General features: G+C 40.5%; 23 protein-coding genes. 1 reads left to right on the plus strand and 22 read right to left on the minus strand.

Annotated elements, in window-relative coordinates; translation table 11 throughout:
• Positions 1-5 precede the first annotated feature (5 nt).
• The 3 genes from RCH61_RS05840 to RCH61_RS05850 form a co-directional block, all read right to left on the minus strand.
• Positions 6-554, minus strand: a complete 549-nt coding sequence (locus tag RCH61_RS05840; RefSeq protein ID WP_306480121.1) for a cell division protein SepF — start codon at positions 552-554, stop codon at positions 6-8.
• 122 nt (positions 555-676) lie between these two features.
• Positions 677-1,369 carry a YggS family pyridoxal phosphate-dependent enzyme gene (locus RCH61_RS05845; RefSeq protein WP_306480122.1) on the minus strand — a complete coding sequence of 231 codons (693 nt, stop codon included), beginning with the start codon at positions 1,367-1,369 and terminating at the stop codon, positions 677-679.
• 65 nt (positions 1,370-1,434) lie between these two features.
• Positions 1,435-2,847, minus strand: a complete 1,413-nt coding sequence (locus tag RCH61_RS05850; protein ID WP_306480123.1) for an HlyD family efflux transporter periplasmic adaptor subunit — start codon at positions 2,845-2,847, stop codon at positions 1,435-1,437.
• 116 nt (positions 2,848-2,963) lie between these two features.
• Between RCH61_RS05850 and RCH61_RS05855 the strand changes: the two genes are divergently transcribed.
• Positions 2,964-3,167, plus strand: a complete 204-nt coding sequence (locus RCH61_RS05855; protein ID WP_306480124.1) for a DUF378 domain-containing protein — start codon at positions 2,964-2,966, stop codon at positions 3,165-3,167.
• Positions 3,168-3,332: 165 nt separating this feature from the next.
• Here the strand turns inward: RCH61_RS05855 and RCH61_RS05860 are convergent, their stop codons facing one another.
• From RCH61_RS05860 to obgE, 19 genes are all read right to left on the minus strand, one after another.
• Positions 3,333-4,385, minus strand: coding sequence for a D-alanyl-D-alanine carboxypeptidase family protein (locus tag RCH61_RS05860; RefSeq protein WP_306480125.1), 1,053 nt, complete (start codon positions 4,383-4,385; stop codon positions 3,333-3,335).
• 32 nt (positions 4,386-4,417) lie between these two features.
• Positions 4,418-4,813, minus strand: coding sequence for a methylglyoxal synthase (locus tag RCH61_RS05865; protein ID WP_306480126.1), 396 nt, complete (start codon positions 4,811-4,813; stop codon positions 4,418-4,420).
• A 14-nt stretch (positions 4,814-4,827) separates the two neighbouring features.
• Positions 4,828-5,964, minus strand: a complete 1,137-nt coding sequence (locus RCH61_RS05870) for an FtsW/RodA/SpoVE family cell cycle protein (protein ID WP_306480127.1) — start codon at positions 5,962-5,964, stop codon at positions 4,828-4,830.
• On the minus strand, positions 5,961-6,170 hold the full coding sequence (locus tag RCH61_RS05875) for a cell division topological specificity factor MinE (RefSeq protein WP_178006747.1): 210 nt from the start codon (positions 6,168-6,170) through the stop codon (positions 5,961-5,963). The genes RCH61_RS05870 and RCH61_RS05875 overlap by 4 nt, the downstream gene beginning before the upstream one ends.
• Positions 6,167-6,973: a septum site-determining protein MinD gene (gene minD / locus RCH61_RS05880; protein ID WP_178006749.1), complete on the minus strand. Its 807-nt coding sequence runs from the start codon at positions 6,971-6,973 to the stop codon at positions 6,167-6,169. The genes RCH61_RS05875 and minD overlap by 4 nt, the downstream gene beginning before the upstream one ends.
• Positions 6,974-7,004: 31 nt before the next feature.
• Positions 7,005-7,649, minus strand: coding sequence for a septum site-determining protein MinC (locus tag RCH61_RS05885; protein WP_178006750.1), 645 nt, complete (start codon positions 7,647-7,649; stop codon positions 7,005-7,007).
• Between the two features lie 17 nt (positions 7,650-7,666).
• Positions 7,667-10,474 carry a penicillin-binding transpeptidase domain-containing protein gene (locus RCH61_RS05890; RefSeq protein ID WP_306480164.1) on the minus strand — a complete coding sequence of 936 codons (2,808 nt, stop codon included), beginning with the start codon at positions 10,472-10,474 and terminating at the stop codon, positions 7,667-7,669.
• Between the two features lie 40 nt (positions 10,475-10,514).
• Positions 10,515-11,048, minus strand: a complete 534-nt coding sequence (gene mreD / locus RCH61_RS05895) for a rod shape-determining protein MreD (protein ID WP_306480128.1) — start codon at positions 11,046-11,048, stop codon at positions 10,515-10,517.
• A 48-nt stretch (positions 11,049-11,096) separates the two neighbouring features.
• On the minus strand, positions 11,097-11,966 hold the full coding sequence (gene mreC, locus RCH61_RS05900) for a rod shape-determining protein MreC (RefSeq protein ID WP_306480129.1): 870 nt from the start codon (positions 11,964-11,966) through the stop codon (positions 11,097-11,099).
• Positions 11,966-12,991 carry a rod shape-determining protein gene (locus RCH61_RS05905; protein WP_306480130.1) on the minus strand — a complete coding sequence of 342 codons (1,026 nt, stop codon included), beginning with the start codon at positions 12,989-12,991 and terminating at the stop codon, positions 11,966-11,968. The genes mreC and RCH61_RS05905 overlap by 1 nt, the downstream gene beginning before the upstream one ends.
• A 79-nt stretch (positions 12,992-13,070) precedes the next feature.
• A complete protein-coding gene (radC, locus tag RCH61_RS05910) occupies positions 13,071-13,772 on the minus strand; it encodes a RadC family protein (protein ID WP_306480131.1) in 702 nt (233 codons plus the stop codon).
• A 109-nt stretch (positions 13,773-13,881) separates the two neighbouring features.
• Positions 13,882-15,459: an NAD(P)/FAD-dependent oxidoreductase gene (locus RCH61_RS05915; protein WP_306480132.1), complete on the minus strand. Its 1,578-nt coding sequence runs from the start codon at positions 15,457-15,459 to the stop codon at positions 13,882-13,884.
• A gap of 101 nt (positions 15,460-15,560) precedes the next feature.
• A complete protein-coding gene (locus RCH61_RS05920) occupies positions 15,561-15,767 on the minus strand; it encodes a helix-turn-helix transcriptional regulator (protein ID WP_306480133.1) in 207 nt (68 codons plus the stop codon).
• A gap of 8 nt (positions 15,768-15,775) precedes the next feature.
• Positions 15,776-16,144: a DUF6442 family protein gene (locus RCH61_RS05925; protein WP_306480134.1), complete on the minus strand. Its 369-nt coding sequence runs from the start codon at positions 16,142-16,144 to the stop codon at positions 15,776-15,778.
• 125 nt (positions 16,145-16,269) lie between these two features.
• Positions 16,270-16,623, minus strand: a complete 354-nt coding sequence (gene rsfS, locus RCH61_RS05930; RefSeq protein WP_306480135.1) for a ribosome silencing factor — start codon at positions 16,621-16,623, stop codon at positions 16,270-16,272.
• A complete protein-coding gene (yqeK, locus tag RCH61_RS05935) occupies positions 16,620-17,192 on the minus strand; it encodes a bis(5'-nucleosyl)-tetraphosphatase (symmetrical) YqeK (protein ID WP_306480136.1) in 573 nt (190 codons plus the stop codon). Before yqeK ends, rsfS begins: the two co-directional genes overlap by 4 nt.
• A gap of 35 nt (positions 17,193-17,227) precedes the next feature.
• Positions 17,228-17,845 (minus strand): nicotinate-nucleotide adenylyltransferase, encoded by a 618-nt coding sequence (nadD, locus tag RCH61_RS05940; RefSeq protein ID WP_306480137.1) that lies wholly within the window; start codon positions 17,843-17,845, stop codon positions 17,228-17,230.
• The gene (gene yhbY, locus RCH61_RS05945; RefSeq protein ID WP_306480138.1) at positions 17,842-18,135 is read right to left on the minus strand and encodes a ribosome assembly RNA-binding protein YhbY; all 294 of its coding nucleotides are present in this window, start codon (positions 18,133-18,135) and stop codon (positions 17,842-17,844) included. Before yhbY ends, nadD begins: the two co-directional genes overlap by 4 nt.
• 27 nt (positions 18,136-18,162) lie before the next feature.
• Positions 18,163-19,446: a GTPase ObgE gene (gene obgE / locus RCH61_RS05950; RefSeq protein ID WP_306480139.1), complete on the minus strand. Its 1,284-nt coding sequence runs from the start codon at positions 19,444-19,446 to the stop codon at positions 18,163-18,165.
• Between the last annotated feature and the right edge of the window lie 71 nt (positions 19,447-19,517).

Raw genomic sequence — 19,517 nt, forward strand, 5'->3', positions numbered from 1 at the left:
CCGAATTAATATCTTCCTTTCACACTCGGAGTTTCCATAGAACCGCCGAGAAGATCTTGCAAATCTCCTGAAATATCTACATTTGTCGGTGTTACGAGGAATATGTAGTTCGAAATTTTCTGAAGATTTCCGTTAATTGCAAATGTAGCGCCTGAAATAAAATCAATAATACGCTGTGCAAGTTCAAGATCCATACCTTCAAGATTTAAGATAACAGTACGTCCAGACAATAATGTCTCTGTAATCTCTCTTGAATCATCAACAGAACTTGGTTTTACAACACAAACTTCCATATTACCACCCTTTCTGGCTGCAGGATGTCTCATTGGAGTCACCTTGTTTGAGGAAGCAGGCTGAAATTTCTTCTCCTCTTCCATATCAAAATCGTCAAAGGATTCTTCTTTCGTATTTTTCTTTCCGAACAAAGAACGGCGAGGAGCTTTTTCTTCGAATTCTTCATCGTCGAAATATTCATCCTCTTCATCATAAAAATCGTCATCATAATCCTCTTCATTCAGTTTCATAATGTCCAGAAATTTATCAAATACACCCATTTTTTACACTCCTATCTTGCGCTGTATCACTTGCGCAATTTTATTATTTTCATAGCAAAAGACTACAGTTATTCTGTTGGACATTTCTTCTGCCATGTCATACCTTCTTTCCAGATCTTACATCAGATATTGTAATTTCTGGCACCAAAGATTCCGGTTCCGATACGAACCATAGTTGCGCCTTCTTCAATGGCAACTTCATAATCATTGGTCATCCCCATTGAAAGTATGCTCACAGTACCATTATCAATGTTTTTTTCCTTAATGTCAACATATAATTTATGTAAATCTGCAAAAATTGCACGGTTTTCTTCTGGATTTTCGACAAATGGTGCGATCGTCATAAGACCTTTTACTCTTAAATGCGGTAATTGTGAAAATTTTTCCATAAGAGGAATTACTTCTTCTGTTTTTAATCCAAATTTACTGCTCTCCTGCGCCACGTTCACTTCTAATAAAATATCCATGATCCGATTTTGTTTCGCAGCTTCCTTTTCGATCGTCTCGCCTAATTTTAAGGAGTCAACAGAATGGATCAGTTTTACTTTATCGATGATATATTTTACTTTGTTTGTCTGAAGATGCCCGATCATATGCCATTGAATGTCTTGCGGTAAGATTTCATATTTTTCACGGATTTCCTGCACTTTGTTTTCTCCGAAGACGCGAACTCCGAGATCGTACGCTTCCTGAAGCATGTGCGGCGGTTTTGTCTTACTGACGGCAATCAGTGTAACTTCATCTCGTTTTCTTCCAGCTCTTTCACATGCTGCCTGTATCCGCTCTTCTACTTCGGATAAATTTTCTTTTAGCATTTTATCACTCCTTATTTGATAATTTGAAAATCAGATGAACAAAACAGTGTTCTCAAAAACTGTCCCTATTGAAACACAACATCGTCTGAGTTGATACCTGCGCCTTCCTGTACAATGTGATCGTAGTTGGAAAGGCCATATGACTCTCCTTCTTTTACGATATAATATTCATCATTCTCACAGAGAACGCTTACTTTTTTAAATACGGCATATCCTTTATTAATATTATATACACCCTGCAGATTCTTTGTTTTTCCAACGGTAAATGTATCAGAAGATTCCGGTTTTACTAAAATACTGCCTTCTTTCAAATCATTTTTGCTGATACAGACGTCTCCATTTTCAGAAATATCATAGATATTTACTGTATGAAAAACAGTACTTCCATTTTCTTTTGCGAGCATCACACCGTTAGCGCTGCTGTTTCCTCCGGTTGTCAGGTATTCTTTTGGAATTACATAAAATTTCTCATTTACTACAGATGATTTTGGAATTTTCAGTCCACTTTCATCTTCCATGATCAATTCAACATTTAGAAATCGTTCTTCTGCATAACGGATCATAGAATTATCGAAATCAAGCTGTCCGTAATAATTCCCCTGACGTTCGACAATAGTAAGCTTTCCCCAAAGTGTTTCGCTGTCTTTATCTATTCGTACTTTCATACCGGAGACATTTTCATGTTTTAGTTTTACCGCCGTCTCTTTCGTAAACGGAACGATAACAGACCAGTCTTCACTTGTGATCATCCGATATACCGGCTCTCCGGCTTGGATTTTTGTCTGGTCGGATAAGGCGGATACTTCGTATTTTGTCTTATCAAAATCTGACGGAGTAAATGTATCTACTGTCAAATCTTCGTATCCGTCAATCGAGAAGGCGATAATTCCGTCCTGTTGTGCGGCATAAGAAGATACCGACAGTCCGCTTGCGGCAATTACAGCGTCAAGCTGTTCGGTGCGGGTCGCGCTGAATTCGTTTTGCAGCGCGGTAGTAATTTCTGATCTCAATGAATATACAGAGTTAAATTCATTCGAATCATATCCTTCTACAAAATTCTGTGTCTGCAAAGTAATAGCAGAACGGACTTCAGGGTTTACCATGATCGACTGCCCGTTTGTACTGTTTTCCTGTGCAGAACTCGTTCCGGAAGTTGTATCAAGTTTTTCAGGAGAAACAGCATAGACATTCATGCCGCGTTTGATCTTGCTGTTTTCAGCCTGGTAATAACTGACATAACCGGAAGATTCGGCATTTACTGTCATCTCGTTACGAATAATAAGACCGGTATACGAATTATCTTTTACAATGCTGCCCTCTCTTACTTCATAAACAGAAATTCTGTCACCGGTAAAATATAAAACAATCGTCACGAGTAAGTATATAAATACGATTGCAAAAAGAAAGATCCCGAGATTTAATTCTCTTTTTGTTTTATACTTTTTTATATTGACTGAATTATTTTTTTTGGATGTCAATTCAGGATACACCTCCTGCATTTTTTCTAGCGTTGCTAGTATATCATTTTTTTTTGTATATTTCCACTTTTTACGGACATAATAAAAAATATTGAGATGGTAAAGGAGGAAATAACATGAAATGGTTTGACAATACAGCTCTGACGCTCGTTATTATAGGTGCTGTCAACTGGCTGCTGATTGGGGTATTCAGATTTGATCTTGTGGCATTTCTGTGTGGTAATATGAGCTGGCTTTCCCGGATCATCTACACGATAGTGGGTTTATGCGGTTTATATTTAATCAGTCTGTTTGGCAGAATCAGATCTATGTCTGAATAAATCACCGGAAGTGCCAAAAGGCACATTTGGGGATTGCAAGCGGCCACCAAGGTCTCGGGCAAGCTCGGACTTAGGCTTGTCGACATTGCAAAAAATGACACCCTGTAAAATGAAGCTGCCAAAACAAAAACGGTAATTTCATATTTACAGGGTGTTGTATTTCTTTTATTTCATACCTTTCATTAATAATTCATTCATTTCTTCATAGAGAAGCGGTTTGTCGGAAGCTCCCATGATAACAGAGATATATGGATTTCCAGCCGCATTTTTCTCATATAAAATCACACAATTTCCTGCCTGATCGGTTGTTCCAGTCTTGCCGCCATATACATGGATTCCGTCAGGAGGCGTCGTTGTTCCGTTTGAATAATAATTTGTTGCAGACCAGTCCGCTGTGTAGACAGTTCCGTCTGCTGATGTGACAGATGCAGTATATGATTTCATGGAAATGATGTCAAGAAACGTCTGGTCTTCCAAGGCTGCCTCAAACATCAGATACAGATCATATGCAGTTGTATAATGCTCTTCGTCATGAAGTCCGTGAGGATTTACAAAATGAGTTCCGGTTGCGCCAAGCTGTTTCGCTTCGGCGTTCATTTTCTCTGCAAATGCTTCCTGACTGCCCGAAATATGTTCGGCGATTGCTGCTGCACAGTCGTTTCCGGATTGGAGCATCAGCCCACATACAAGATCATATAGTGTGAGAGAATCACCTTCTGCAAGACCGCAGGTAGATTCATCCCAATTAAAATTCGTAGAATCAGCGCTCATTGTAACGACATCGTCTAAATTGCCATACTTTAATGCCAAATATGCTGTCATGATTTTCGTCGTACTTGCCGGATATAATTGATCGAACATTTTATAGCCATATTTTACATCTGAATTTGTAAGATCAAATAGTCCGGCTCCATGAAGCGAAGGATCTGTTTCTATTCCGTCCAGAGATACATCTTGTGCCGCAACACAAAGGTCTTCAGCAAACAGTTCACCGGAAATCAGTTCTTTATTATATTCGGCATACTCGTATTGTTGTATATAATTCTGCGAATATTCCTGCCACAAAACAAAGCCGACAATCCCGACGCCGATCATCAGCACAAAACAGATTAGAAGAGCTGCTATTTTCGAAGAGGTTCGCCTTCTGCGTCGTCTTCTTTTTTGCGAAGCGGATCTTTTGCGTCTGCTTTTGTCGTCTATATAATAATTTTTGTTCATTTTAATCCTGCCATTTTTTAATCTTCTGTGTGTTATTTGTACATCTCCCGCCAGTCTAAATCACCTCTGTCAAGAGCGAGTATAAGAGCTTCTGCGGTTGCGATATTGGTAGCAGCCGGAATGTTGTACATATCACACATTTTTATAATGTTGCTTACATTGCGTTCGTGCAGACGCGGGGTAAGAGGATCCGTGAAAAAGATAAACAGATCAATCTGATTGCCCTCAATCTGTGAAGAAAGCTGTTGGATTCCTCCGAGATGCCCGGGAAGGAACTTATGAATGTTCAAATTCGTAACACTTTCAATTAAAGCTCCGGTTGTTTCCGTTGCATACAAATTATGTTTGCTTAATATTCCGCGGTAAGCGATACAAAAATTCTGCATTAATTTTTTCTTTGCGTCATGCGCGATCAGTCCAATATTCATAATTGTCAATCTCCTTACTGATACTTATTAGGCTGTAATCCGACATTTAGTACAAGCCCGATGCCAAGGAAAAAACATACCACTGATGTAAGTCCATAACTGACAAACGGGAGCGAAAGTCCTGTGTTTGGAAGAATCAAAGTAGTCACACTGATATTGATGAAACTTTGAATACCGATCAGTGCGGCAACACCACCGCAGATAATTTGTCCTCCCAAATCTTTCGCCTTCAAACCTACTAAGATACATTGTATTACAATTAATAATAACAAAAATATGACCACACAACAACCCACAAAACCTAATTCTTCTCCAATAATTGCAAAAATAAAATCTGTTTGAGGTTCGGATACAAAATTTCCGTTTTTAACTGACGTAGTCGCATCGTTATTATATCCTTTACCCGAAAGCTGTCCTGAACCAATCGCCATAACAGAATTCAACTGCTGATATGATTCGTCATCCGCATATTTTTCTGGTTCCAGCCATGCAAGAATACGATCTTGCTGATAACCATGAAGAAAAGGCTGATCCGGCTGTACCGCAACTGCGAGAAAGATTGCGACGGTTGGAATTGTTATTGCAAGAACCGTTCCGACAAATTTGTAATTGAGTCCTGCTAAAAAAATGAGGGCACAAAAAAGCGCTGCAATACAAATTGTTGTGGAAAGGTTCGGCTGCGTTACAATAAGAGCAAGTGAAGGAACAAGCAGGGCTACTGCCTGAATGATCACTTTCGGACTGCTGATTTTCAGTTCTCTGTCAGAAAAAAATCTGGCAAAGAAAATGATAAGCAATATTTTCGTAAGATCAGAAGGCTGAAGCTGCATGAAACCAAGATTCAACCATCTCTGGGCGCCGTTTGCCGAATGTCCTAATCCCGGGATCTTTACCGCAATCAGGAGAAGCAGATTCAAAATATAGAGCGGCCAGTAAAAATTCATGATCCATTTATAATCGATCAGAGAAATGACGATCATCGCCCCAAATCCAAGGATCACGCCCATGATCTGTTTTGTCATAAGATCCGGTTTTGCACTTCCGACCATCATAATGCCGATCACGGAAATTGCAAGAACCGAGATAATAAGTCCGAATTTGTAATCTTTTATATGATATTGTTGTTTGATATGATTGATTAAAAATTTCAACGATCTTCTCCCATGTATTTTATATGTATATCGTTACGCGTGATATCGATTGAAAAATGTTCCGGATTAATTTCCGTATATTTTGAAACCGCATGATATAAATCATTTTTCATTTGTTCCGTTACGTCTGCCGTACAATGCATCCGATCTGCAATCAGCAGATTTTTCAGACGTTCTTTTGCAATCGAAACAGAATGGACGCTCATCGGGTTCCCTCCTGATTTCTGTGGAAAAATTCCGCAATCTTTCCGAAGAATCCTTCCGATTTTGAGTAATCATTGATCGGGACTTCTTCACCTGTCAGTCTGCGGCAGATGTCCATATAGGATCTGCCTGCCAAACAGTCTTCTCCTGCAACCGCTTCTCCCCTGTTTGTGGCAATGACAACCTGTTCATCATCAGGGATTACACCTAAAAGATCAACGGCAAGGATTTCCGTGACGTCATCAACGGACATCATATCTCCTCGTTTTACCATATCGATCCTCAGACGGTTGATCAAAAGATCGGTCTTTCGAATGCCTGACGCTTCTAAAAGTCCGATGATCCGGTCTGCGTCTCGAATTGCGGAAACTTCCGGTGTTGTTACGACGATGGCATGCTCCGCTCCTGCGATTGCGTTTTGAAAACCTTGTTCAATGCCGGCAGGGCAATCAAGCAGAATATAATCAAAATCTCCTCGAATTTCTTCGATCAGTTTTTTCATTTGTTCCGGGGAAACGGCCGATTTATCTTTTGTCTGCGCAGACGGAAGCAGACAAAGTTCCGGAAACTGGCTGTCTTTTATCAAGGCTTGTTTCAACCGGCAATTACCGTTGATCACATCTACGATATTATAAATAATCCTGTTTTCCAATCCTAATACGACATCTAGATTCCGAAGACCGAGATCGGTGTCAATCACGATCACTTTTTTGCCAAGCTTTGATAAGCCGATTCCGATATTTGCTGTTGTCGTTGTCTTTCCGACGCCGCCTTTTCCTGATGTAATGACAATTACTTCTCCCATGATGCTTTTTTCCTCCTACATAAGTTCCGTCTTAATCCGTCAAAGGATCAAGATAGATACGGTTTCCGTCGATCACAGCGATCTTAGGACCTTTGATATTCAGGCTTTCCTGATAAATGATCTGACGTTTTGCTACGATGTTTCCGATGCTAAGATATTTTGGCTGCATAGAAAGAGCTACGATATATGCAGATGTATCTCCGGATACTCCTGCGCTGACAGAGCCATATAAAGTACCGATAATAATGACGCTGCCTTTTGCGATCACTTTTGCCCCAAGTTCTACATCCCCAAGGATTACGATGCTTTCTTCTGCTTCTAATACCTGCCTTTTTCTCAAAGTTCCTTTGTAGAAAATACCTTCTTTTTTGTAAATATCTGAAAGACTTTGTTCTACAACGCTTCTGTACATCATTTCATTTTTATCATTTGGTTCGATGATACACAGGATTTCAATCTGTGTATTTTCTCTTATGACCGCAAGAACACGATCTTCCTCTTCACGAGTCAGTTCGCGACCACTGAAACTAAGAGCCATTTGAGCGTCTTTAAAGAAACGTCCAGACTGTTTGAATTTATGCCCTAGAATTTCAAGAAGCTCTTTAAATTCTGCCTGCGGACTGAATTCTATGTCCAGTCCGTAGCGGTTGCTTCTAATGGTCACAAGTTTATTCATTGTCATTCCCCCGTCTTTTAATCTCCTGCAATTCCTTCTCCGAGATTTGCTGCATTTCCGGTGATTACTTCATTGACAGCTTCTGGATTAAAGTAGATTTTCGCCAAATCTCGTCCGATCTCTGATGCATATCCCGAATTATATCCGTAGGTAATGCGAACGGCGACTGATAACTGAGGCTGTTCTGCCGGTGCATATCCTACAAATAATACATGATCGGCATGTAATTCATTATGCTGGGCCGTACCGGTTTTTCCTGCCATGGAGAAGTCCAGCCCTGAAAAAGTAGTAGAACTTGCAACCATCTGCTGCATCCCCTGATGGATCAGATCCCATGTTCCGGGTTCAATCTCATCCATTGTGCTGTCTACTTCTGCAGAATAATCTTTGATCAGGTTGCCTGCTGCATCGGTTGTCTTGTCAATAAGCGTCAAGTCATAGACAGTTCCGCTGTTTGCAATAGCAGTCACATAACGGTTCAGCTGGCTTACAGTATAGTTGTTCGTACCTTGTCCGATTGCGGACTGGATAGAATACTCATCAGAGATTTGTGGTGCGGCTTCCGGTATCTCTACGCCTGATTTCCGATCTAATCCGTACATTGCCGCGTATTTTGCTAATTTATCGGTTCCAAGATCGCTGTCGTAATTACCGTTTTCATCGATGCCCATGTTATATCCTAACTGATAGTAAAAGACGTTGCAGGAATGCTGCAATGACTGGACAACGTTTAGAGCGCCATGTCCGCCCGGATAGATCCAGCATTTCGGACTTGGAGTTACTGTATTAAAGGAACCGCTGCAATAAGCTGTTGTATATGCGTCAAGATAACCTTCTTCCAAACCTGCTGTAGCCGAGACCATTTTAAATGTTGATCCCGGAGCTGTCTTTTCCTGTGTGGCGCGATTATAGAAAATGTTGGCCCGCCCTGTGTTGAGCTGATTATAATAAGCTGAATCCATCGTATTTGCAAGACGATTATTATCGTATCCAGGATAAGATACACAGGCGAGGACGTCTCCGCTGTTAGGATCTGTCACTACGATACCGCCGGAACACGGTTCTAATGCAAGCTGCCCGGGTGTAATCTGCAATGTCTTTACTTTGTCATAGAGCCATCCATATGCGTCGACTGTTCCGGCAAGAAGACCATTATATGCGGCTTCATCCATCGGAAGCACTCCTTGTTCATAAATAATTGCACAGATCTGAGCTCCAGTGACACTTCCTGATTTTATAAGATATTTATAGAGAAGTTTGTCGAAACTGCTGTCTTCTTTTAAATATTCTTCAAGATACGTCAAAACACTGGCATAAATCTCTTCTGAACTGGAATAAGCGCTGTCGCCAAGCTTTGAAGTGTCTATCCAGTTCTTTGAAATCGCATAATTCAGATAATGATTTAAACTGATTGTTTCCTGTGTCGCCCATGCGATCTGTGTCTCATCTTCTGCATCGATCTTATCTGTCATCAAGATCCCTGTTGTCTGTTTTAAAAGAGTGTCACAGATATAATCCATATAAGCTTTCATTTCTTTTGAAAGATCTTTGTATGCCGGTGCGTTTTCATCCCGCAGCTGTGCCATTAATTCAGAAAGGATTTCTGTTTTCTTTTGTGCAAAGACAGCAGAGACAGCCTGTTCTGCAGGTTTTGCTTCCGGATTTTGGAAGTGTTTTGTATCGATGACCTCATTTGCAATAAATGAATTATATGCATCCCCTACAGGAATTTTAATGTATTTTGTATCAGCTTCCGCAGAGGGGTCATAATCTAATACGTTCGTCAGCTTACTTAATACGATTCCGGCAAGCTTTTCTTCAAGCAGCTTGTAGGCAGAAATCTGCAGGTTTTTATCGATTGTAAGATAGACGTCATTTCCGGCTTTCGGATCCGTTGTACTGACGGTATCTGTCACCTTACCGAGATTATCTACATAAAACGTCGTTTCTCCTTTTTCTCCTTGCAAAATACTGTCGAAAGTCTGCTCGATTCCAGATTTCCCGACAATATCGGAAAGAGAATATCTTTTCTTCTCATCTGCGCTCAGATCATCATATTCTTCTTGTGAGATCTGACCTGTGTATCCGATGATCGATGCAAAATATTGACCGTCAGGATAACGCCTCAAAGAATCTTCGGAAATATCAACTCCCTGAAGAGAATCCTGATTTTCCATGATAGCGGCTGCAGTAGCGTCGCTTACATCAGAGGCAAGCACGGTTGTCAGCCATTGCTGGTAACTGTTCAGCCCCATTGCATAGCGCATGTTGATCATTTTCAAAATATATGCCGGGTCATGCTCTGACGCTTTCAACCCGTATCGTTTACACAAATATTGAATCAATTCAGCAGGGGTTTTGTTTTTTTGTTTATCTGTAAGATCATCAATAAAGCTTTCTCCATATACATCGGCCACAAAACGCAGACGCGACGTCTCATTTGTTTCTGCAAACTGATAATTTCCTGAAGAATCGAGAATGATCCCGAAACTGTCGATTACGCTGTCTCCGTTTGCTTCAACAATGGAAAGAACTTTGTCAAGAGTATCATTTAAAATTTTATTCTTATCTTCTGCTTTTGTGTCCGTTGGAATAATATCCTCGATCGTAACGGAATAGGCAAGTTCGTTATAAGCAATCAGTTCTCCGTTGCGGTCAAAAATATTTCCTCGTGTTCCGGGTACCGTTCGTGTTTTTCTTATTTGAAGCTCATAGTTTTCCAAATAGTCTTCTCCACGTACGATCTGAAGGTAAAAAAGTCGTCCGATCAATACGGAGGATGTGAGACAAAAAACGATGATGAGCATAATCAGTCTGGAACTCATCAGATACTCAACAGCTTCTTTTATTCGGTCTAAAATTCTTCTAAACAAATTTACTTGCACTCCTTTTTTCTGCGGCTTCAAGTTTATGGCTGATAAACAGAAGAAGCGGGTAAGCTCCAAGGGTAATAACGATCGTATAAATCATTTCCGGTACGATGATCCTGTTTAAATAATAAGTAAAGCGAAAATCGCTGTTAAGCAGAAACGTAAAGAAATAAATTACAATCCCATAGAAAAAATCACTGACCGCTATGAGAAACAGCGGCAGTTTAATGTCTTCGTCATAAAACATCTGCTCAAACAGACCGTTTAAAAAACCGGTTATGACATAAATCAACGCATAAAAACCTATCATATTTCCAAATTGTATATCGATTAAAAGTCCCGAAAAAAGACCTACGAGCATTCCGGATTTTGACCCCCGCATAAATCCGAATGACGCCGTAACAATCAGCAACAGATTTGGCTTGATCCCGGCGATATCAAGAGCCGGAAAAACTGTACATTGCAGGATAAATGCTGCGAGAATGACAAGCGCTGTCACAAGGATGCGTCGGATTTTCATTCTTTTCATAATTTGAAGCTTCATTCCTTTCTTAGAATTTTGCTGTCTGCAGTTCAATTATTCTGTTTTATTTTCACCGGTAAGTTCAGCTTTCGTTGTTGTGATTACAAGTACTTCCTGAATGTTTTTAAAATCAACCGCCGGAGTAATATATCCGGAACGGGTCAGGTTGTTTGAATCAACATTCACTTCGCTGACAGAACCGATCAGAATCCCCTGCAAATATTTGTCGCTGATATAGGAGGTTACGATCTGATCTCCGACTGCTACGACGTTGTCATTGTTTTCCATCTGGGAGAATGCGATTTGTCCTGTGCTCATAAGCGCCATGTCTCCGCTTACGATACATGTGTCAGATGTGGAGATCGCCATTGCGCTTATATTTGAAGCATCATCAATGATTGAGCGCACTTTTGCCCATGTAGGACCTACATCTGTTACAATCCCCACAAGTCCGCTCCCGGCAAGAACGTTCATATTTACTTGAATTCCATCTTTGCTTCCTTTATCGATCGTAAACGTTCCGAACCAGTTCCCAGCATCTTTTCCAATGACATGGGCGGCTGTTTTTTCATATTCAGCATAGTTTTGATCTAATTTATATAATTCCTGCAGACGTTCAAATTCATAACGTTCCTCTTGCAGATAATTATTTTCCGTCGTCAGGGCATCCACCTGTTCTTTGAGCTTCTTGTTCTCTGATCGTAGTTGTTTCATCGTGGAAAAGTTATCTTTCATATCTCCCATCCAGCCGCCGATATGATTCACACCCTGCTGGAGCGGAATCACTGTTACATTGGCTATTGCCTTGAACGGACCTCCCACTTTATCCGAAAAAGAAGAAAGTACCATCATCAGTATGCAGAATATGGAAAGTCCAAGCAGGATATATCGATTTGTATGTGACATTTGATTTTTCTTTTTCATTACCTTAACCACCTATAATCTTCGTCTAACATCGAATAAGTGAGCTTTTTATAATACTCCTTGTCCAAAATGATCTTCTGAAGTCCTTTCACTGCACATAATTCAGGTTCGTCAACAGTTGTAACAGGAAGACCAACCCGCTCCCGTATGTAGGTAGAGAGTCCTTTTAAATTCGTCAATCCTCCTGTAAGATAGATTCCTCTTTCATTGATTGCTCTGCGCACATCGGGAGGTGTGCGATCCAGCATCAGCTTAATGGAGCGGACACATTCGTCAAGCGGTTCTTTGATGGCGGCTCTGACGATGCCGATGGAAACGTCTGTCTGCGACGGAACTCCGGTCACGAGATCTCTTCCCGATACAGTAATTGTACTGTTTGTACTTTGCTCAAAAACTCCGAATTTTTTACGAAGCATTTCTGCCGTTGTTTTTCCAATCAAAAATTCTTTGTTGTGGCGCACAAGACCGGTGATCGCAGCATCAAAATCATCTCCTCCGATTTTTAAAAGACGATTTAAAACGAGTCCGCCGGAAGAAAGAACAGACAGTTCCGTAATACCGCCTCCAAAGTTTGCAATAAAAATTCCTTTTTCTTTAAAAATATCGATCCCTAATCCAACTGCATCGGCAAGTCCTCGTTCAACGATGCGGACGGATTTTGCTTTTGCTTCTGAGTGCAGCGCCAAATCACAAAACGCTTTCTTTTCAACTTCTGTAACATCTGTAGGAACTGCTACAACGTATTCAGCACCCCAAATAGAGCGTCTGTCTGATTTTAACAGTGCCCCAAGCAATGTCTGCATATTGTCAAAGCGTGCGATCACACCGCTTTTCATCGGAAAAACAACCTCGATATCTTCAGGCGATTTTTCATACATATCATATGCTTTATCCCCTATTGCGAAAATATGCCTTTTATTTTTGATCGCAATTACATCTTTTTCACGCCGGATCTTCCCCTGCTTTTTATCAAACACTTTGATCTCATATGTGCCGAGATCAAGACCGTATACATTACCAAACATACTAACCAACCCTTACTTTAATAAAATACTCTCCTTTGTCTAAAACCATAAATTTTAGCCTGTTTTACATAATCTTGTATTATTTTCCGAAGAATCCCTTTTCCTTCATGCTGACAAAACGGTGATCGCCGATAATAATATGGTCGAAAAGACGGATGCCAAGAAGCTCCCCAGCTTCATAAATTCTTCTTGTTACAGCTACATCTTCTCTGCTTGGCGTTGGATCACCGCCCGGATGATTGTGAAGGAGGATAATCCCATAAGCATTTCTTCGAAAAGATTCAATGAACAGCTCCCTCGGAGAAACGAGCGCGCTGTCGATCGTGCCTTCTGATACAATACATTCCCCGATCAGCTTGCATCGTGTATTCAAAAAAATCAATTTTAATACTTCCCTTGTTCTATGACGCATATCTTCCATGTAATAATCCGCAATCGTATGCGGAGAAGAAAAATCAAGTTTTCCAACAGCGTCTGTGCGAGCAAGTCTTTTCGACAATTCAGACAGGCAGATCAGCTGGATTGCTTTTACTTTGCCGATCCCTTTGATCTGAATCAATTCGTCAAGTGTCCATTTGTGTATTCCGGCCAATCCGTTTCGACAGCCGTTTTCATAAAGCAGTCTGCGCGAAAGTTCCAGGGAATTTTCCCCTTTCGTCCCGGTGCGTATTAAAATGGCCAGAAGTTCTGCATCTGTTAAATTTTCCGCACCGAATTTCTCACATTTTTCATAAGGACGCTCTTCTTTGTACATTTCTTTGATCGTATTGATTTTTTCCATTTTCTTTCTCTCATAATCAATGCGATGATACAATACAACGATATATTTTAGCACAATTTAAAAAACGTGTATAGAGATTGTTCCTTAAAATTCTGTGAAGATATATCAATCAGACGGGTGAGAACGTTCGAATGATCGCTTCTGCCGTTTTCATTCCATCCATTGCTGCGGAAGTAATGCCGCCGGCGTAGCCAGCTCCTTCTCCGCATGGATAAAGCCATGGAACAGAAGATGTAAAATCTTCCTTACGCAATATTTTTACCGGAGAGGAAGTTCTGCTCTCTACTCCTGATAAAAGGACGTCTCCATTATCAAATCCATTGATTTTTTGCCCCATTACATGTATTCCCTGTTCAATGGATTCAGCCAGTTCTTCAGGAAAAATATTTCTTACGTTTCCGAATGTGGCGTTTCCTTTTATATTCGGCTGAATTTCTCCTAATTCTTCGCTAAGTGTCCCTTTGCAAAAATCTGAAAATTTCTGGATAGGAACTTTGCCTTTCCCTTCTTCCCAGGCTCTTTTTTCAAGTTGTCTTTGAAATTCGATTCCTGCAAGAGGATGATCAGAACCGTAATCTTTATTTGTCACCGTGACGATCACAGCGCTGTTTGCATTTTCACCGGCTCTGTCGTGATAACTCATTCCATTGACTGCAAGATGTGCCGGTTCTGAGGAGGCATTGACAACAAATCCTCCCGGGCACATGCAGAATGTATATACACCTCTTCCGTTTTCAAGCTGTGCAGTTAATTTGTATGCAGCGGCAGGAAGTGACTTCCTTTTCCTTCTGCCGTACATCGCTTCGTCTATCATAGCTTGTTTATGTTCTGCACGGACTCCTACGGCAAATGACTTCGACTCCATGGAAACGTTTCGGCTGAACAGCATTTGAAAAGTATCTCTTGCGCTATGTCCGATCGCGAAGATCGCTGCGTCAGTTTCTATTTTTTCTTTCCCGTTTACAACCAGACAATTTTCTTCTGGAAGAATGTCTGTCACTTGAGAATGAAAGTGGAACTCTCCTCCTAAACGGATGATTTCATTTCTCATATTTTCTACAACTCCGATTAAAATATCCGTTCCTATATGAGGTTTGTTTTCCCATAAGATCTCTTTTAAAGCACCGAATTTTACAAACGTCTCTAATACAAAACGGTTTCGACCGAATTTATCTTTCACAAGAGTGTTTAATTTCCCGTCTGAAAAAGTGCCCGCGCCTCCTTCTCCAAACTGTACGTTTGAATCAGGATTTAATCTTCCGTCTTTCCAAAATTGCTCCACATCTTTTTTACGCTCTCTTACCGGTGCGCCCCGTTCTATGATCAACGGGCGGTATCCTTCTAAAGCAAGCAGATACGCGCAGAAAAGTCCTGCAGGTCCGCTGCCGACAACAACAGGACGCTTCCGAAGCTTTTGGGGACCATGTGCAGGAATGTGATATGGCGCCTCCTGAACGGTCTGTAGAGTTCCCTTGGAAAGCTTTTTTACATGTTCTTCATTTTTTACTATGAAATCAACTGTATATACATAGTATAGTTCCGGCTTTTTTCTTCCGTCAATGGATCGTTTTTTTATAAAAAATTGTTTCAGATCCTGTTCTTTTATATGAGCTGTCTTCAGAAGTTTCTTTTTGAATTGTGCTTCTGTATGCTCCACAGGGAGTTTTAGCTGACTGATTCTAAGCATCCTTTACCTCCATTATCGCTATGTGATCACAAATCGTATCAATAAAGTATATCATAAAAAGAGTCGCTTTCCAAAAGGAAATCGACTCTTTCTGAAAGACATCAAAAATAAAATAATTCTTCAAATTTCTTATCCAATGCAATACATATAATCAGTGCTAACTTTGCAGTTGGATTAAACTGTCCTGTTTCGATTGAACTGATCGTATTACGGGACACTCCTACCATTTCTGCGAGCTCTCTTTGCGAAATCTGCTTCTCTGCACGCGCTGCTTTTAAATTATTTTTTAAAACTAATTCATTTTCCATAATTCACCTTAAAGAAATTCCATAAGATAACGTCCGGGATTCAAAATTCTGAAAATCGCAAGTCCGATGCAAAAGATCAGTAAAATCCCCTCGACAATTCGCCATTTCTTTTTATCGATCAAATAATACTTTAAATTCAAAGCGAACTGACTTAAAAACATGATGAAAAAGAGCGTGCCGCCAAAATCAATTTCCCTGGATCCGATCCACAATTTTCCGGTAATAATTCCGAATACTTCACAAGTACACAGAACTAAAAATCCGGATGAGACAATGAGAAGGGAACTGCGTTCTGCTTGAGTTCTCTTTTGGATCACATATTCATCGCCGTCTTTGTTTTCTTCCCGGCTTTTTTGTAAAACAGATTCTTTATCCATAAAAACACCTCTCTCATATGTTGCCAAGTTTACTTGTTAATTTGATTATAGCATACCAAGTTTACTTGTCAATAAAATCCGTGTATTTCAGGATATTTTTTAAAGATTTTCAGAGATATAATGAATTAATCGAGATCTTTTACTACGATTTCTTTTCCATCTTTCCAAGCACGTTCAATGTTATAAAAATCTCTGCTCTCCTTGTCAAACACATGAATGATCACATCGCCGAAATCAAGTAATATCCAGCTTCCGGATGCGCGACCTTCTCTCTGTCTGAGAGAAAAACCTGCTTTATGCATCTCTTCTTCTACATTATCGACAAGAGCTGTCACCTGACTGGAGCTGTTTCCGTTTGCGATCACAAAATAATCTCCAAGAGTAGATATTTCTGCAATATCTATAATTTTAATATCTTCTCCTTTTTTCTCACTCAGTGCATGATAGGCGATACGTGCCATTTCTTTTGATTGCATCATAATTTCCCTCCATAAAACGTATAAGTTTTTATTGTCATAGGATCGATTTCATTTCCGTGATCTTCCAAATAGCGGATTGTCCGTTCAGAGGCGAGACAGATTGCCTGATCAATGTTTTGAAAAACAGTATGTCTGATTTTGGAAAGACCTGGGATTTCTCTTCGGTTCGGCTCAATATAATCCGCAATATAAAGGATCTTTTCCAGCATAGTCATTGCGGGCCTTCCGGTTGTATGGTAAGTGATCGCACTGAGCACTTCTTCATCCCGGATTCCGTACTCCTGTTCTGCTAAATAAGCGCCAAGTTTTGCATGGATCAACGCAGGCATGGCGCGTTCTGAATCCGTCAGTGCAAGCTCATATTTTTCACACAGTTTTATCTGATCTTTCACGGAGCAATATTTTCCGCAGTCATGAAGAAGTCCGGCAGTCATTGCTTTCTCGATATCTGCATCGTACCGCATTGCCAATGAGGCAGAAGTGTACATAACACCGATCGTATGTTCAAACCGTTCCTTTTTTAATTTCTTTGATAATTCTTTTTTTATATCAAGCAGTGCTTCCTTCATTTTTCTCACTCTTTCTGATTGTATTATCAAGTATTCTATACAAATTCGTCCGTTCGATAAAGATCATGTTTTTTTATATAATCGGAAACAGCGTCAGGAACAATGTAACGGATACTTTGTCCCATTGCTGCGCGTTTTCGTATCGTTGTTGAAGAAATTTCTAAAAGCGGAGCTCTGAGAAGTTCAATTTTTGCACCGTATTGTTCTTTTAAATACGAGATCTGTTCCTGCATCGTACGGACGTCTTTATCATCTCGCATTGCTGCTAAAATGGTACATGTAGGAAAAATTTCTCTGAAATATCGCCATTCTTCAATCGCAAAAAGAGAATCGGCGCCGAGAATAAAATAAAATTCACAATCGGGATACTTAAGGTTAAATTCCCGCATCGTACTGTAAGTATAAGAATGCTTGTCTGTTTCGGCTTCCGAAAGATCCATTCGAAAATGAGGCACATCACAGATGGCAAGTTCAACCATTTTTATCCGATGTGCAAGCGCTTTCTCTGTTTCATCTGTTTTCTTGTGGGGCGGATTTCCGTTTGGAAGAAACCAGATTTCATCCAACCCGAAATCTTCATAGGCAAATTCTGCAAGAAGCAGATGACCGATATGAATCGGGTCAAACGTTCCGCCCATAATTCCTATTTTCATAACGGCAGAACGATCCGTTTTTTATTGTCTTTTCCTTCACGGTATAAGACAATCTTTTTGCCGATCACCTGCACGATCTGAGAATGCGTTCTCTCGGCAATGATCTCTGCTAATTCTCTCGGATCATCTCCGCAGTTATTAAGAACACTGATCTTAATCAGTTCACGCGCTTCCAGCGCTTCTGAAATTGCTTCTGTCAATCCCGGAGTCATGCTTGATTTTCCGATCTGAAAGATCGGTTCAATTTTCATTGCAAGACTTTTCAGATAGGCTCTTTGCTTTGTTGTCATATTTGTCTCCTTTTATTTTACAGATAATTATTTATAATAATCGAACTGAAGTCCGTACATTTTTACTGTATCGCCTTCCTGTATTCCTTTTGCTTCTAATTCATCAAGAATTCCTGTCTCTTTCAGGAATTTCTGGAAGAAAGCAAATCCCTTTTCCGAATCGAGGTTTGTATAACCGAGCATTTTTTCAATCTTCGGACCTTCTACCACATACATACCGTCTTCCATATCCACTGTATACGGAAGCTCTTCGTATATAAGCTCGTCTTCCGGGAAAAATTCCTGTTCAAAAACAACTGTTTTATGATCCATTGTATCAAGCTGAGTACTTACATAATAAAGCAGCTCTGAGACCCCTTTTCCTGTAGCGCCGGAAATCGGAAATACTTTGATACCTTTTGGCTCAAATTCTTTTTTCAGAAGTTCTACCGGATCTTTTTCAGGTTCAAAAATGAGATCTGTTTTATTTGCCGCGATTACTTGCGGACGTTTTGCTATTTCCGGGTTATAAGCTTCCAATTCTGCGTTGATCTTATAGATATCATCGATCGGATCTCTTCCTTCTGTTCCTGCAGCATCTACGACATGGATCATAAGTTTTGTGCGTTCAATGTGACGCAAAAATTCATGTCCTAATCCAACTCCCTCGGATGCGCCTTCGATCAAGCCCGGAATATCAGCCATGACAAAACCTTTTGCACCTTCAAGATCTACAACACCAAGGTTTGGGCTTAATGTCGTAAAGTGGTAATTGGCAATTTTAGGTTCAGCATTTGTTACACGGGAAAGTAAGGTAGATTTTCCTACATTAGGAAATCCGATCAGACCGACATCAGCGATCACTTTCAGCTCAAGTTTTACTTCTAATTCTCTGGCAGGCTGTCCGGGCTGCGCATATTTCGGAACCTGCATAGTCGAAGTCGCGAAATGCTGGTTTCCCAGTCCTCCTTTTCCGCCTTTTAATACGATCTGTCTGCGGTTGTCTCCAGACATATCGGCAATCACTTTTCCTGATTCAGCTTCTTTGATTACAGTTCCTTCCGGAACATAAAGGACAAGATCTTTTCCGTCTTTTCCGTGGCAGCGGCGTTTTCCTCCGGGTTCTCCGTCCCCTGCTGCATATTTGCGCTTATGACGGTAATCTGCCAGTGTATTCAGTCCTTCATCAACAGCAAAGATGAGATCTCCTCCGCGTCCGCCGTCGCCTCCGTCAGGACCGCCGTTCGGCACATAGAGTTCCCTTCTGAAGCTGCAATGTCCATCTCCGCCCTTGCCGGAACGGATATATATTTTCGCTCTGTCTGCAAACATAATTTCTCCTTTATCTATTGTTCCTGCTAGTTTTGCAGGAAGAATCAAATGATAATTGTTACTATCGCATG

The sequence above is a fragment of the Mediterraneibacter sp. genome (assembly GCF_030825015.1).
In the GTDB taxonomy this organism is placed as follows: Bacteria; Bacillota; Clostridia; order Lachnospirales; family Lachnospiraceae; genus Mediterraneibacter.